Raw genomic sequence first — 15,289 nt, forward strand, 5'->3', positions numbered from 1 at the left:
CCAACTCACGCGCCTGCGGCGGCGGTGGCCCCAATGCCGGCCGCCGGCTGGCCGAAATCCGGTGCGAACACGCCGCTGCCCACGAAATCGGGATAAAACTGCGCCCGCATGCGTGCCAGGTAGGCCTGCAGGTTGGCGTGAGATTGCGCGGCGGTCCGGATCGGCGTCTCGAACACCGGCGACTGGAGGCTGGCCGCAAACGCGAACAGGGTGGCGTCGGCGCCGCATGGCTGGTCGCCCATCAGGTACGGCTTGTCGCCCAGGATGTCCACCACGGCCTGCACGCCCTGCACCGCGATCGCGGTCATGTCGTCCACGCTATGGCGCCCCAGGCCCTGCGACCACAGCATCTGGCGCACGCGGCGCTTGACCAGCGCCTTGACCATGCCGCGCAGCGGCCCGGGCACCACGTTGAAGAACTGCGCCGGCCCGCGTTCGAAGTTGTCGCCTTCCAGCCAGCGCACGCGCGCCACGGCCCAGTAGAGGTTGTCTTCGAGCAGCTTTTCCACCGCCCAGGCCGCGCCGCGCTCGGCCGGCGTCAGCCCCTCGTCGAAATCCACGTGGTAGGTCTTCTCGAGATGCCAGCGGATCAGCGTCGAATCGGCCACCTGCCGCCCCATGTCGTCCAGGTACGGCAGCTTGCCCTTGGGCGCCCGGCGCACGTTGCCGCGCTGTGTCCGGTAGGGCAGACCGGCCAGCTTCAGCAGCATCTCGGCCTTGATGACGAACGGGCTGGCGTCGGGCAACCCAAACGCGGGACCAAAGGTGAACAGGGTGATCATCGTTATTTCCAGTCGCCACGCAGGGCAAGCACCATCCGTTGCAGGCTTTCGGGGGTGGCTGACTCCGGCGGCACCGGCTCGCCTACCACCAGTTCGAGCTTGCTCAGCAGGCCGCGCCGGAACGGCCGGGTCATGGCCGGCGCGCCCTTGCGCGAAAAGAAGCTGCCCCACAGCCCGCGCAGCGCCATCGGCACCACCGGCACCGGCGTGCGCTGGATGATCTGCGTGACCCCGGTCTTGAACGGGTTGATCTCGCCGGTGGCCGTGATCTTGCCCTCCGGGAAGATGCAGACCAGTTCGCCGTCTTCCAGCGCGGCGGCCACGGCGTCGTAGGCGCGGGCCAGCAGTGCGGGGTTCTCGCGCGCCGGCGCAATCGGAATGGCCTTGGCCTGGCGGAAAAACCACGACAGGCCCGGTACTTTGAAGATATTGTGATCCATCACGAAGCGCACCGGACGCGGACTGGCCGCCATCAGCACCACGGCATCGGCAAAGCTCACGTGATTGCAGACCAGTACGGCGGCGCCCGCTTCCGGAATCCGCTCGGCATTCACGCGGCGCAGCCGGTAGATCGTATGCACGAGCAGCCAGGCGATGAAGCGCAGCAGGAACTCGGGCACCAGCGTATAGATATAGATGGCCACCACGGCATTGAGCAGTCCCACCACCAGGAACAGCTGCGGGATCGAATAGCCGGCCTGCGTCATGAACACGCCCAGCAGCGACGCGGCGATCATGAAGAAGCTGTTCAGGATGTTGTTGGCGGCGATGATGCGTGCCCGGTGCGTCGGCGCCGAGCGGCTCTGGATCAACGCATAGAGCGGCACGCTGTAGAAACCGCCGAACATCGCCACGCAGAACAGGTCCATCAGTACCCGCCAGTGGCCCGGCTGCGCCAGGAAGCCACCCACGCCGCTGAGCGTGCCGCTCGTGGCATGGCCATGCGTGGCGAAATAGAGATCCACCGCGAACACCGTCATGCCGATCGACCCGAACGGCACAAGGCCGATTTCCACATGGCGCCCCGACAGCCGCTCGCACAGCAGCGACCCGACGCCGATGCCGACCGAGAACACGGCCAGCAGCAGCGTGACCACGTTCTGGTCGCCGCCCAGTACATCCTTGGCGAAGCTGAAGAACGACGTCAGGAAGGTGGCGCCCAGGAACCAGAGCCAGGAAATGCCCAGCAGGCTCTGGAACACCACGCGGCTCTGGCGCGCCAGGATCAGGTTGCGCCACGTCTCGGTGAACGGGTTCCAGTTGATGCGCAGGTCCGGCTGCGGCGCGGGAGACAGCGGCACGCCCTGCGATACGGCGCGCCCGGCCAGCGCGATGACCACGCAGACCATGCCCACATAGAGCGGCCCGACCACCTTGCCGTCGGCGCCGGTCAGGCCCGCCAGTTCGCCCCCCAGCAGCGTGCCCAGCAGGATGGCGACGAAGGTGCCCATTTCCACCAGCCCGTTGCCGCCCACCAGTTCGGTCTGGTCCAGATGCTGGGGCAGATAGGCGAACTTGACGGGCCCGAACAGCGTCGAGTGCAGCCCCATCAGGAACGTGCCCATGTAGAGCAGCGTGGCGCTGTGCAGGTAGAAGCCGGCCAGCCCCAGCAGCATGATGCCGATCTCCAGCGACTTCACCAGCCGGATCAGCCGCGATTTCTCGATCTTGTCGGCGATCTGCCCGCTGGTGGCCGAAAACAGCACGAACGGCGCGATGAAGATGGCGGAAATCAGAAAGGCGGCGCTATGAGGATCGACGCCATCGAACAGCGCGGCGTGATAGGTGACCAGCGAGGTGAAGGCGACCTTGAAGACGTTGTCGTTCATGGCCCCCAGGAACTGCGTCCAGAAAAACGGGGCGAAACGGCGCACGCCAAGCAGGCGAAACTGGCTTTGTTGGCTCATCAATGGCAAACAGGAGTTGACCCCGGTGACCCGCCGGGGCATCAGTTCGCCGCCATCATGCCAGCAGCGGGCAGGATCGGCTATGGGGAGACGCTTAAATCAGACAAGTCTCACGCCGAAGAAAGTCCGATGCCAGGGCGGCACCGGACGGGGGCATGGACTCAGCGCGCGGGCTGTTCCTTTTCTTCCGGCCAGTCGCGGATGTACGCCTTGAGCATCTTGTTCTCGAAGCTCTGCTCTTCGACCACGGCCTTGGCCACGTCGTAGAACGAGATCACGCCCATCAGCGTGCGTTTTTCGAGTACCGGCAGGTAGCGGGTGTGGCGCTCGAGCATCATGCGGCGCACCTCGTTCACGTCGGTTTCGGGCGTGCAGGTCAGCGGTGCGTCGTCCATGACCTTGCGGATGCCCACGGGGCCCAGCGTGCCGTTGTTGGCGGCCAGCACCTCGATGATTTCGCGGAAGGTCAGCATGCCGACGAGGTCGCCGTACTCCATGACCACCAGCGAGCCGATGTCGTGCTCGGCCATGGTCTGGATCGCCTGCTGCAGCGGCGTATCCGGCGTGACGGTAAAGAGCGTGTTGCCCTTGATCTGCAGGATGTCGCTGACTTTCATGATGGTGTCTCCGGGGCTGCCTTGTGTTGCAGGGTCTGTGGCGCAGGTTTGATGGCCGATGCTAGCCCAAACCGCCGTCTCAAGTAAAGCGAGCGTGGCCTCCAGAGGCCTGCCAGGCGGGCCCGTGGCCGCCGGGCGGCGGGAAAAACCCGGGCTGCCCCGTGTGGCGCATGGTGCTAGGATGCCGGTCGGAGACAACCACCCGCGGTCCGGCCAACCGGGCCCTTCCCGCCATGTCCACATCGTCTGGCAGCCGCTTCGACACGCTGGCCCTGCACGCCGGCGCCGCGCCCGACCCCGCCACCGGGGCCCGCGCCACACCGATCCACCTGACCACGTCGTTCGTGTTCCGCGACAGCGAGCACGCGGCGTCGCTGTTCAACATGGAACGCGCCGGTCACGTCTATTCGCGCATCAGCAACCCCACCGTCGCCGTGTTCGAGGAACGAGTGGCGGCGCTGGAAAACGGCGCCGGGGCCATCGGCACGGCGTCTGGCCAGGCCGCGCTGCACCTGGCCGTGGCCACGCTGATGGGGGCCGGCTCGCATATCGTGGCGTCCACCGCGCTGTATGGCGGCTCGCACAATCTGTTGCACTACACGCTGCGCCGTTTCGGCATCGAGACCACCTTCGTCAATCCGCGCGATATCGACGCCTGGCGCGCCGCCATCCGGCCGCAGACGAAGCTGCTGTTCGGCGAGACGCTGGGCAATCCCGGCCTGGACGTGCTCGATATCGCCACCGTGGCCCAGATCGGCCAGGACCACCGCATTCCGTTGCTGGTGGATTCCACGTTCACCACGCCCTACCTGCTGCGCCCGTTCGACCACGGCGCCGGCCTGCTCTACCACTCGGCCACCAAGTTTCTGGGCGGCCACGGCACCACCATCGGCGGCGTGCTGGCCGAAGGCGGCACGTTCGATTTCGAGGCCTCGGGCAAATTCCCGGAACTGTCCGAGCCGTACGAGGGCTTCCACAACATGGTGTTCACCGAGGAAAGCACGGTGGCGCCGTTCCTGCTGCGCGCCCGCCGCGAAGGGCTGCGCGACTTTGGCGCGTGCATGAATCCGATGGCCGCCTGGCAACTGCTGCAGGGCATCGAGACGCTGCCGCTGCGCATGAGCCGCCACGTCGACAACACGCGCCGCGTGGTGCAGTTCCTGGCCGGACACCCGATGATCGAATCGGTGGCCTACCCCGAACTGGAATCGCACCCCGACCATGAATTGGCGAAACGGCTACTGCCACGCGGCTGCGGCGCGGTCTTCAGCTTCAACCTGAAGGCCGACCGCAAGGCCGGGCAACGCTTTATCGAGAGCCTGGCGTTGTTCTCGCACCTGGCCAACGTGGGCGATGCCCGCTCGCTGGTGATCCATCCGGCATCGACCACGCACTTCCGCATGGACGCCGCCGCGCTGAAAGCCGCCGGCATTGGCGAAGGGTCGATCCGGCTGTCGATCGGCCTGGAAGATCCGGACGACCTGATCGACGATCTGAAACGCGGTCTCAAGGCCGCCGAAAAGGCCATGGGGGGCAAGGCGTGATGAAACTGACCGTCTCCGGCCACCTGGCCTATGCCTACACGGGCGGCAAGCCGTTCGACCCTGCCCTGCCCTGCGCCATCTTCGTCCACGGCGCCCAGAACGATCACAGCGTCTGGGGGCTGCAGACGCGCTGGTTCGCCAATCACGGTTTCTCCGTGCTGGCCGTGGACCTGCCCGGCCACAACCGCAGCGCGGGCGCGCCGCTGACCACCGTCGAAGACATGGCCGACTGGGTCATGGCGCTGGCCGGCGCGGCCGGCGTCAAGGCCCCGGCGCTGGTGTTCGGCCACAGCATGGGGTCGCTGATCGCGCTCGAATGCGCGGCCCGCCATCCACAGGCCGTGCGCGGCATCGGGCTGCTGGCCACCGCGTATCCGATGAAGGTATCCGACGCCCTGCTCGACGCCGCGCTGCACCGCGAAGGCGATGCCATTGCGATGGTCAACCAGTGGTCCATTTCCAGCCTGGCCAGCAAGCCGTCGTCGCCGGGGCCCGGCGCGTGGATGCATGGCGGCAGCCAGCGGCTGATGGAGCGCGTCAGCGCCCGCAACCCCGGCGCCCATGTGTTCCACACCGATTTCTCGGCCTGCAACGGGTATGCCCACGGCGACGAAGCGGCCGCGGCCGTGACCTGCGCGGCGCTGTTCATCGTCGGCAGCAAGGACATGATGACGTCGCCGAAGGCGGCCCAGGCGCTGGCCGGCAAGATGCCCAAGGCCCGCGTCGTGACGGTGCCGAGCGGCCACGCGATGATGGGCGAGAGACCGGACGAGGTGCTCGACGCGCTGGCCGCGTTTGCAAGGTCTACACTGTAGAAAGATCGGAAAAAGACCAAAAATCAGGAGACTGCGATGGCTCAGGTCCATGCCAAGGAATTCGCCAGCTTTGCCGATTTCTATCCGTACTACCTGAGCGAGCACCGCGACCGCACCTGCCGGCGGCTGCATTTCGCGGGCTCCACGCTGGCGCTGGCCTGCCTGGTCACGCTGGGGGTCACCGGCAACGCCTGGTGGCTGCTGGCGGCGCTGGTCTCGGGCTATGCCTTTGCCTGGGTCGGGCATTTCGGCTTCGAGAAGAACCGCCCGGCCACCTTCCGGCACCCGTTCTACAGCCTGATGGGCGACTGGGTGATGGTCGCCGATATCCTGCGCGGCAAGATCCCGTTCTGAATCCGGGCCGGCACGCGGGGCGTCGGCGGCGCGCTCAGCCCTGCCCGTGCCGGCCGGGCGGCACCGCCTGGATTGCCGGTCCGGCCGCCTCGTTGGCGGCCGCATTGGCGGTCTGCTGGCGAAACACGGCTTCCAGCGGCTGGTCCAGCTGCGGGTTGTCCAGGATGCCGCGCAGCACTTCCACGCCCTGCATCTGCTGCGCCAGCGCCGTGCGCGGCAGGCGCGCCATGTTCAGCACCAGCCGGTCGTGCAGCGTGCGCAGCGTGACCTGCGACGGATCGCACAGCAGCGCCCAGTGGGCCTGGCCATGGTCCTGCTGCAGCTTGCCCACCAGGTGCAGCGCCTTGAGCTTGGCCAGCAGCCCGGCCAGGTAGTCGGCCTCCACCCGCAGCTTGCGCCCCATGTCCAGTTCGCCCACGCTGCGCGGCACTTCCTCGCGGGCGCGGTACAGCACGTAGAGCACGCCCAGCGCGTCGAAGAACTCGCTGCCCGCGAACGTGCGGCGGCGCCAGTGGCCTTCGCGGATCACCGGCAGGTTCGCCGCGATGGTTGCGCCCAGCAGCGTCACCAGCCAGCTCACATACATCCACAGCAGGAACAGCGGCAGCACGGCAAAGGTGCCGTAGACGGCCGTGTAGGTCGGAATATGGGTAATGAAATAGCCAAAGGCGCGCTTGGCCACTTCGAAGGCCACGGCGGCCACGATGCCGGCGAAGATCGCGTCGCGCCAGTCCACATAGGCATACGGCACCGCCATGTAGAGGAAGGCAAAGGCCAGCGCGGTCAGGCCGATCGGTATCAGCCCGACCACCAGGCTCATGCCGAACGGCAGGTTGCCGACGTAGCCCATCGAGACCGAAATCAGGTACGAACTGACCGACAGGCTGCCGCCGATCAGCACCGGCCCCAGCGTCAGCACCGCCCAGAACACCAGTACCCGCTGCGCCAGCGGGCGGCGCCGCTTGACGCGCCAGATGGCGTTGAGCGCGTCTTCCACGGTCAGCATGGTCAGCACCGACGTCACCATCAGGCCGCCCAGGCCTAGGGCGGTGAGCCCGCGCGCGCTCTTGGAAAACTGCCCAAGGTAGCGCGACACCGAATCGCTGATATTGCCGCCCGGGATCAGGTTCTGGAACAGGAAGCCCTCGATCTGGCCGCGAAACTCGCGAAACACCGGGAACGCGGCCAGCAGCGCGAATGCCACGGTCAGCACGGGCACCACGGACAGGAACGTTGTAAATGTCAGGCTGGCGGCCACCTGGGGCAGCCGGTTTTCGCCGGCGCGGCGCAGCGCGTAGCGGGCCAGTGCGCGCACCTTCTGCAGGTTCCATTCCCTGCGCAGGCGGGCAATGCGGACGGCGGACATGCGGGGGCTTTCTCCGTGGATTTCAAATAAGGATGCGACGCCGGTCCATCACTTGCGCGCCGGGCCGGGGGCGCCGGCATGGCCGGCACGGCATCGGGGGCGTCACTTCCGGCGGCGCCCCAACTATAATACGCGGATCGTCCCGCGGCGCCGATTCCGCCGATTCACGACGATTCCGCTGATTCACGCCGATTCACGCTGATTCCGCCGCTTGCGCCGTTCTCCACCCTTATCCATGGCGCCGGCCCCTGCCGGTCCCTGCCCGGCGCGCCTGTCCCGCTCATGACCGACATCCTCGTCCTTTACTACAGCCGCCACGGCGCCACCCGCAGACTCGCCGAACTGATCGCCACCGGCATCGAGAGCGTCCCCGGCGCGCAGGCCCGCCTGCGTACCGTGCCGCCCGTATCCACCGTCTGTGAAGCCACCGCGCCCGACATTCCGCCCGAAGGCGCGCCCTATGCGGAACTGCACGACCTGGAGGAATGCGCCGGCCTGGCGCTGGGCAGCCCCACCCGCTTCGGCAACATGGCCGCGCCGATGAAGTATTTCCTCGACGGCACGGTCGCCCAGTGGCTGTCGGGCGCGCTGGCGGGCAAGCCGGCCTGCGTGTTCACGTCGACCGGCAGCCTGCATGGCGGCCAGGAAACCACGCTGCTGTCGATGATGCTGCCGTTGCTGCACCATGGCATGGTGATCGTCGGCCTGCCCTATTCCGAGCCCGGCCTGATGACCACCACGGCCGGCGGCACGCCCTACGGTCCCAGCCATCACGCGCACGTCGACAACCACGGCCCGGTCACCGACCAGGAAGCCGCGCTGGCCACGGCCATGGGCCGCCGGCTGGCACAGACGGCCCTGAAGCTGGCCGCGCGATGAAGACGCCCGACGATCGCGCGCTGCACAGCCCGCCGCTCTGGCGCCTGAGCCTGGCCAGCCTGATCGCACTGATCGCGCTGTGCATTGCCTGGGAATGGTTCCTGGCGCCCCTGCGCCCGGGCGGATCGTGGCTGGTCCTGAAATGCGTGCTGCTGCTGCCGGTGCTGCGCGGCGTCTGGACACGCAACCGCTACACCATGCAGTGGTCGTCGATGCTGATCCTGCTGTACTTCACCGAGGGCATCGTGCGCGCCACCAGCGACCGCGCCCCGTCGTCGTGGCTGGCCTGGGGCGAGGTGGCCCTGACGCTGGTGTTCTTTGTCGCCACGATCCTGTACCTGCGGCCCTACAAGCGCCGCGCCAAGGCCATCGCCAAAACGTCCCAACCCTCCTGACTGCCATGACCGCCGTGCATTCCGACTCGTTCCTCGATCTCTGCCGCGCCGCCATCGGTCCGCAAAACGTGCTGACCGATGCGGCCGACAAGGCGCCATACCTGACCGACTGGCGCCGCCGCTATACCGGCGACGCGCTGGCCGTGCTGCGCCCCGGGACCACCGAGGAAGTGGCCGCCGTGATGCACGCCTGCCACGCGCACCGGCTGGCCGTGGTGCCGCAGGGGGGCAATACGGGCCTGTGCGGCGGCGCCACGCCCGGGGCTGGCGAATCCGCCGCGCGGGGCGTGGTAGTGCTGTCGCTGCAGCGCATGAACCGCGTGCGCCAGGTGGACCCGCTCAACAACACGATCACCGTGGAAGCCGGCGTGATCCTGCAGCAGCTGCAGGACGTGGCGCGCGAGCATGGGCGGCTGTTTCCGCTGTCGCTGGCGGCCGAGGGCAGCTGCACCATCGGCGGCAACCTGTCGACCAACGCTGGCGGCACGGCCGTGCTGCGCTATGGCAATACGCGCGAACTGTGCCTGGGGCTGGAGGTGGTCAATGTGCGCGGCGAGGTCTGGGACGGCCTGCGCGGGCTGCGCAAGGACAATACCGGCTACGACCTGCGCGACCTGTTCATCGGCGCCGAAGGCACGCTGGGCGTCATCACCGCCGCCGTGATGAAGCTGTTCCCGGCGCCGCGCGCCCGCGTGACGGCGCTGGCCGCGGTCAAGAGCCCGCGCGCCGCGCTGGCCCTGCTGGCCATCGCCCAGTCGCACGCCAGCGCCATGCTTACCGGCTTCGAACTGATGTCGGCCCTGTGCATCGACCTGGTGACCCGGCACTTTCCGCAGCTGCGCTATCCGTTCAGCGAGCACCATCCGCAACTGGTGCTGCTGGAACTGTCCGACAGCGAGAGCGAAGACCACGCCCGGCACATCTTCGAGACCATGATGGAAGCGGCCTTCGACGCCGGCGTGGTGACCGACGCGGTGGTGGCGGAATCGGTGCAGCAGTCGCGCGATTTCTGGAATCTGCGCGAGCATATTCCGCTGGCCCAGGTGGAGGAAGGCAAGAACGTCAAGCACGACATCGCCGTGCCGATCTCGCGCGTGGCCGATTTCATCGAGACCACCGACGCGCTGCTGCAGGACGCCTTCCCCGGGTCGCGCATGGTCACGTTCGGGCACCTGGGCGACGGCAACCTGCACTACAACGTGTCGCCGCCGGCCGGTGTGGACAACGACCAGTTCCTCAAGCATCAGGACGCCATCAACCTGATCGTCCACAACAGCGTCCACGCCCACAACGGCTCGATCTCGGCCGAACATGGCCTGGGCCAGCTGAAGCTGGAGGAAAACCGCCGCTACAAGAGCGATGTCGAACTGGCCATGATGCGCGCGATCAAGCAGGCGCTGGACCCGCAGGGACTGATGAATCCCGGCAAGGTGATGTGAGGGGAGATCGAGGGGAAGACATCGCCGGCTTCAATGCAGCACCGGCGCCGCGTCGCCCCCCTCCGGCTCGCCAAACAGCTGCGCGCACACCGCCTGGCCTTCGTCGGTCAGCCGTGCCGTGCCGCGCCCGTCTTCCTCGATGACCGTGTCGACCAGCTCGGCGTCGCCCAGCTGGGTCAGCACGCGCCGCAGTACGCTCATCTGCACGCTGGCGCGCTTGCTCAGCCGGGCCAGGGACAGATCCTTGTCCGCCCCGCGCTGGCCGTGGTCCCACAGCGTCTTGAGGATCGCCCCCACCACGGGGTCCAGGGCATCGTCCTCGCCTTCCGGCATGTCGTCCGCTGCATCGTTGGTCATGTCGTCTCCCTGTCTTGTAATGTCGCCACGAGCTTGCCCAGCGTGATCACGGCGGATTCCATGTCCTCCGACCACGCGCCGCTGTAGTTCAGGCGGATGCAGTTGGTGTAGGTGGGCACGGGCGAGAAGATATGCCCCGGCGCGACCGTGATGCGCCGCTCCAGCGCGGCGTGGTACAGCGCCATGGCGTCCACCTCTTCGGGCAGTTCCACCCACAGCACATAGCCGCCGGCCGGGCGCGACACGCGCGTGCCCGCCGGGAAAAAGCGCCGCACGGCGGCCGCCATGATGTTGGCCTGCTGGACGTAGGCCTTGCGCACGCGGCGCAGGTGATAGTCGTAGCCATCGCGGCGCAGGAACTCGGCGATGGCCAGCTGCGGAATCGTCGAGGTGGTCAGCGTGTTCAGGAACTTGAGCCGCTCCACCTTCTCCCTGTAACGCCCGGGCAGGGCCCAGCCGATGCGGTAGGCGTTGGTCAGCGTCTTCGAGAACGACGAGCAGTGCAGCACGATGCCGGCCGTGTCATAGGATTTCAGCGAAGTTGGATGGGCGTCGCCGTAGTACAGCTCGCCATAGACGTCGTTCTCGATGACCGGGATGTCGCGCTCGGTGAGCAGGGCCACCAGCGCCTGCTTGCGCGCGTCGGACATCTGGAAGCCCAGCGGATTCTGGAAGTTCGGCATGACCATGCAGGCGGCCACGGGCCGCTCGTCGATCAGCCGGGCCAGCGCCTGCACGTCGATGCCTTCCACGGGATCGGTGGCCACCTCCACGGCGCGCATGCCCAGCCGTTCGATGGCGTGCAGCATCGCGTAGTAGGTGGGCGACTCCACGGCGATCGTGTCGCCCGGCCTGGCCACGGCCTGCAGGCACAGGTTGATGGCCTCGGTCGCGCCAATCGTCACGACAACCTCGTTCGGATCGACCGTGTAGCCGTTTTCCAGGTAGCGGCGCGTGATCTGCCGGATCAGCTCGGGCGACCCCGGCGGCAGGTCATCGAGCACGCTCCAGGTGTCATAGCGTTTGCCGATGGCGTTGGCGTACTGGATGATGCGCTGCCACGGATACAGCTTCGGATCTGGGTATGGCGAGCCCAGCGGCACGGCGTCGTCGGCGCGGATCGAGCGCAGCGTGGACAGCACCAGCGCGCTGACATCGACCGCCGACGGCCGCGCGGCCGGGCGCGAGGGCTGCAGGTCGATGGCCGGCTCGCCGGGCCGGGCGCGCACAAAGTAGCCCGATTGGGGCCGGCTTTCCAGGATGCCGCGCGATTCCAGCAGCAGATAGGCGCGGATGACCGTGGTGATGCTCAGCCGGTGGTGCTGGGCCGCCTGGCGCACTGACGGGATCTTTTCGCCGGGCAGCAGCACGCCCTGCTGCACCAGGGCCTCGATATCGGCCGCGAGCTTTTCGTACAGGGTTGCGGTTGCCAACGGGTCTTCGCCTTTACTGGAGGGTCCGGGGGACGCCGGACAACCCAGGCGTCAGCCTGCGGTCACCGGCGAATCGGATGCTAATACGGATTCAGGCGAAGTGTATTCGACGAAGCCATCCTGGCGGCAAAAGCTCAGCAGCCGCACGCCGGCCTGTTCCGCGATGCGGATGGCCAGCGAGGTCGGCGCCGAGATCGTCGCCAGCATCGGAATCTGCATGCGGGCGGCCTTGCGCACCAGTTCGTAGCTGGCCCGGCTGGACAGGAACACGAACCCGTCGCCGAAGGTTTCGTGCGCCCGGGCCAGATGGCCGATCAGCTTGTCCAGCGCGTTGTGGCGCCCCACGTCCTCGAACACGGCACGCAACTGGCCATCGGGCGCGCACCACGCCGCGGCGTGAACGCCGCCGGTGGCCGCCATCAGCTGCTGGCGGGCACGCAGCGCATCGGCCGCGTGCCGGATCATGGCCGCCGTCGGCGCGATGGTGCGCACTGCCGCCAGCGGCTCGGGCACCAGGTCGAGCAAGGCCAGGCTCTCGATGCCGCAGACGCCGCAGCCGGTACGGCCGGCCAGCGTGCGGCGCCGTGCCTTCATGGCCATGAAGGCGCGCTGGCTGATCCGCAGGCGGACCTCGATGCCATCGCAGCCGGGCTGCACCTCGACGTCGTAGATCTCGCGCACGCTGTCGACGATGCCCTCGGTCAGCGAGAAGCCGACCGCGAACGCCTCCAGGTCCAGCGGCGTGGCCATCATCACCGCGTGCGAGATGTCGTTGTAGACCAGCGCGACCGGCACTTCCTCGGCCACGTTGTCGATCTCCAGCGCGACGGCATCGCCCTGGTGGCGGCGGATCTCGCGCGCGATGTAGCCGCGTTCGGCCATGTACTTCCCCCTGCGGTGAACTTCAGCCCTGGCCGGCGCGCTGCAGCAGCACCGGAATCGACTTCGACGTCGGCGTACCCGACCGGTCGCCGATGCTTTCCAGCGGCACCAGCGGATTCGTCTCCGGATAGTAGGCGCCCAGGCAGCCGGCCGGAATGTCGTAGTCGACGAGCAGGAAGTCTTGCACGTGGCGCGTCACGTCGTCTTCCCAGACACTGGTGATATTGACGCGTTCGCCCTCTGCAAACCCCAGCCGCTCGCGATCGGCCCGGTTGATGAACACCACGCGGCGCAGGCCGAACACGCCGCGATAGCGGTCGTCCAGGCCATAGATCGTGGTGTTGTACTGGTCGTGCGAGCGCGTGGTCATCATGACCAGCAAGTCGTCGCCGTACCTGGCCCGGGCACGCTTGATCGGCGTGTCGCGGTCGATCGCGTGCACCAGGAATTCGGCCTTGCCCGAGGCCGTGCGCCACACGCGGTTGCGCGAGGCCGGCGTCAGGTGGAAGCCGCCCGGCTGCGCCACACGCTCGTTGTAACGCTCGAAGCCCGGAATCACCTTTTCGATGGCGTCGCGGATGCGTGCGTAATCCTGCGCGAACCACAGCCAGTCCACCTTGTTCGACCCCAGCGTGGCGTCGGCCATCTTCGCCACGATCATGGTTTCCGACAGCAGGTGCGGCGACGCCGGCTTGTTCATGCCATACGAGATATGCACCATGCAGACCGAGTCTTCCACGGTCACGCCCTGCGGCACGCCGCCCTGCTCGTCCACCTCGGTGCGGCCCAGCGTCGGCAGCAGCAGCGCATCGCGCCCGATCACCAGGTGGCTGCGATTCAGCTTGGTGGCGATATTGACGGTCAGGTCGCACTGGCGCAGCGCCTGCCAGGTACGCGGGGTGTCCGGGGTGGCGATCGAGAAATTGCCGCCCAGGCCCACGAACACCTTGACCTTGCCTTCGAGCATCGCGTTGATGGCGGCCACCACATCCTGGCCATGGTGGCGCGGCGGCTCGAAGCCGAACGTGGCGCCCAGGCGGTCCAGGAAGGCGTCGTCGGGCTGTTCCTCGATGCCCATCGTGCGGTCGCCCTGCACGTTCGAATGGCCGCGCACCGGCATCAGGCCCGCCCCGGGCCGGCCGATATTGCCGCGCAGCATCATCACGTTGGACAGCAGCTGGATCGTGCGCACGCTTTCCTTGTGCTGCGTGAGGCCCATGCCCCAGCACATGATGGTGCGCTCGCTGTTGACGTAGACGTCGGCCAGCGCGTCGATATCCTCGCGCGTCACGCCCGATTCGGCCACGATGTCGGCCCAGCTTTCGGCGCGCAGGTCGGCGGCGAATGCCTCGTAGCCGGCCGTATGTTCGTTGACGAAGGCGATATCGACCACGCGCTTGCCGCCCGTGGCCACGGCCGCGTCGTCAAGCTCGATCACGCGCTTGCCGATGCCCTTGAGCAGCGCGAAGTCGCCGGCCAGCCTGGGCCGCACGAACATCGACGCGATCTGCGTGCCGCTGCCGCCGAGCATTTCCGTCACATGCTGCGGGCTGACAAAACGCTCCAGGCCACGCTCCTTGAGCGGGTTGATCGACACGATCTTCGCGCCGCGCCGGGACGCATCGCGCAGTTCGTTGAGCATGCGCGGATGGTTGGTGGCCGGGTTCTGGCCCCACACCATGATCGTGTCGGCCAGCTGGAAGTCGTCGAGCAGCACCGTGGCCTTGCCCACGCCCACCGTCACCGGCAGGCCCCGGCTGGTGGCCTCGTGGCACATGTTCGAGCAGTCCGGGAAGTTGTTGGTGCCGTACATGCGCACGAACAGCTGGAACAGGAACGCGGCTTCGTTGCTGGCGCGGCCCGAGGTGTAGAACGTGGCGGCGTCGGGGGTGTCCAGGCGGCGCAGGTGATCGGCGATCAGGCGGAACGCGTCATCCCACGCCACCGGCACGTACTTGTCGGTGGCGGCGTCGTAGCGCACCGGATGGGTCAGGCGGCCGTGCTGTTCCAGCTCGTAGTCCGACTGCTGCATCAGTTCGGTGACCGTGTACTGCGCGAAAAACGCGTTGGTCACGCGCTTGCTGGTCGCCTCGGCGGCCACGGCCTTGACGCCGTTCTCGCAAAACTCGAACGTGGACGCGTGCTGGCGGTCAGGCCAGGCGCAGCCCGGGCAGTCGAACCCGTCCGGCTGGTTCTGCTTGAACAGCGTCCGGTATTTGCCGCCGGCAACTTTTTCCTTGACCAGATTGATGGCGACCTGCTTGAGCGCACCCCAGCCGGCGGCCGGGTGCGTATAGGGGGCGATATGCCCCTTTTCGGGCGTGGGAGTACTCATGGGGGCGACTTCCAGAACAATGGCCCGAGTGCCCGGCCCGGTTTTCCGTGTGATGTCCGGGCGCTCGCTGCGATGCTTGCAGACTAGGCCCGGAATGTGACGCGAGGGACGTACAGAACAGGTACCGCCGGAAGAGTACAGTTTGCGACATCGCAGTGCACAAACGCGGAACTGTGCTTATCGG

General features: G+C 67.4%; 14 protein-coding genes. 6 read left to right on the forward strand and 8 right to left on the reverse strand.

From position 1 onward, the window contains the following. Positions 1–5 precede the first annotated feature (5 nt). From AC24R4_RS26560 to AC24R4_RS26570, 3 genes are all read right to left on the reverse strand, one after another. A complete protein-coding gene (locus AC24R4_RS26560) occupies positions 6–782 on the reverse strand; it encodes a glutathione S-transferase family protein (RefSeq protein WP_487523874.1) in 777 nt (258 codons plus the stop codon). 2 nt (positions 783–784) lie between these two features. Then, positions 785–2,689 carry an MFS transporter gene (locus AC24R4_RS26565; RefSeq protein ID WP_400394875.1) on the reverse strand — a complete coding sequence of 635 codons (1,905 nt, stop codon included), beginning with the start codon at positions 2,687–2,689 and terminating at the stop codon, positions 785–787. 161 nt (positions 2,690–2,850) lie between these two features. After that, the gene (locus AC24R4_RS26570) at positions 2,851–3,306 is read right to left on the reverse strand and encodes a CBS domain-containing protein (RefSeq protein WP_092595912.1); all 456 of its coding nucleotides are present in this window, start codon (positions 3,304–3,306) and stop codon (positions 2,851–2,853) included. A gap of 233 nt (positions 3,307–3,539) precedes the next feature. Here AC24R4_RS26570 and AC24R4_RS26575 point away from each other — a divergent pair, with 233 nt between their 5' ends. From AC24R4_RS26575 to AC24R4_RS26585, 3 genes are read left to right on the forward strand one after another with little or no spacing between them, the layout of a single operon-like run. Continuing rightward, on the forward strand, positions 3,540–4,850 hold the full coding sequence (locus AC24R4_RS26575) for an O-acetylhomoserine aminocarboxypropyltransferase (protein WP_400394878.1): 1,311 nt from the start codon (positions 3,540–3,542) through the stop codon (positions 4,848–4,850). Further along, positions 4,850–5,665: an alpha/beta fold hydrolase gene (locus AC24R4_RS26580; protein ID WP_400394880.1), complete on the forward strand. Its 816-nt coding sequence runs from the start codon at positions 4,850–4,852 to the stop codon at positions 5,663–5,665. The genes AC24R4_RS26575 and AC24R4_RS26580 overlap by 1 nt, the downstream gene beginning before the upstream one ends. 36 nt (positions 5,666–5,701) lie before the next feature. Then, positions 5,702–6,019 carry an Mpo1-like protein gene (locus AC24R4_RS26585; protein WP_487523875.1) on the forward strand — a complete coding sequence of 106 codons (318 nt, stop codon included), beginning with the start codon at positions 5,702–5,704 and terminating at the stop codon, positions 6,017–6,019. A gap of 34 nt (positions 6,020–6,053) precedes the next feature. Here AC24R4_RS26585 and AC24R4_RS26590 read toward each other — a convergent pair whose 3' ends face one another. Continuing rightward, the gene (locus AC24R4_RS26590; RefSeq protein WP_153948333.1) at positions 6,054–7,385 is read right to left on the reverse strand and encodes a YihY family inner membrane protein; all 1,332 of its coding nucleotides are present in this window, start codon (positions 7,383–7,385) and stop codon (positions 6,054–6,056) included. 282 nt (positions 7,386–7,667) lie between these two features. On the opposite strand from AC24R4_RS26590, the gene wrbA reads away from it, so the two are divergent. Genes wrbA through AC24R4_RS26605 form a run of 3 tightly spaced genes read left to right on the forward strand, consistent with a single transcriptional unit; the run spans position 7,668 to position 10,098 of the window. Next, a complete protein-coding gene (wrbA, locus tag AC24R4_RS26595) occupies positions 7,668–8,264 on the forward strand; it encodes an NAD(P)H:quinone oxidoreductase (protein ID WP_400395495.1) in 597 nt (198 codons plus the stop codon). After that, positions 8,261–8,659 (forward strand): DUF2069 domain-containing protein, encoded by a 399-nt coding sequence (locus tag AC24R4_RS26600; RefSeq protein ID WP_400395496.1) that lies wholly within the window; start codon positions 8,261–8,263, stop codon positions 8,657–8,659. Before wrbA ends, AC24R4_RS26600 begins: the two co-directional genes overlap by 4 nt. 14 nt (positions 8,660–8,673) lie before the next feature. Further along, positions 8,674–10,098, forward strand: coding sequence for an FAD-binding oxidoreductase (locus AC24R4_RS26605; RefSeq protein ID WP_400395502.1), 1,425 nt, complete (start codon positions 8,674–8,676; stop codon positions 10,096–10,098). Between the two features lie 30 nt (positions 10,099–10,128). Here the strand turns inward: AC24R4_RS26605 and AC24R4_RS26610 are convergent, their stop codons facing one another. The 4 genes from AC24R4_RS26610 to AC24R4_RS26625 are packed head-to-tail and all read right to left on the reverse strand — an operon-like array spanning position 10,129 to position 15,105. Continuing rightward, positions 10,129–10,455, reverse strand: coding sequence for an ArsR family transcriptional regulator (locus AC24R4_RS26610; RefSeq protein WP_400395499.1), 327 nt, complete (start codon positions 10,453–10,455; stop codon positions 10,129–10,131). Beyond that, a complete protein-coding gene (locus AC24R4_RS26615) occupies positions 10,452–11,888 on the reverse strand; it encodes an aminotransferase-like domain-containing protein (protein ID WP_400395501.1) in 1,437 nt (478 codons plus the stop codon). Before AC24R4_RS26615 ends, AC24R4_RS26610 begins: the two co-directional genes overlap by 4 nt. Before the next feature lie 51 nt (positions 11,889–11,939). Beyond that, a complete protein-coding gene (gene fdhD / locus AC24R4_RS26620; RefSeq protein WP_487523876.1) occupies positions 11,940–12,770 on the reverse strand; it encodes a formate dehydrogenase accessory sulfurtransferase FdhD in 831 nt (276 codons plus the stop codon). 22 nt (positions 12,771–12,792) lie between these two features. Then, positions 12,793–15,105 (reverse strand): FdhF/YdeP family oxidoreductase, encoded by a 2,313-nt coding sequence (locus AC24R4_RS26625; protein WP_400396113.1) that lies wholly within the window; start codon positions 15,103–15,105, stop codon positions 12,793–12,795. Positions 15,106–15,289: the final 184 nt, after the last annotated feature.

This window comes from Cupriavidus sp. CER-90, from assembly GCF_057652055.1.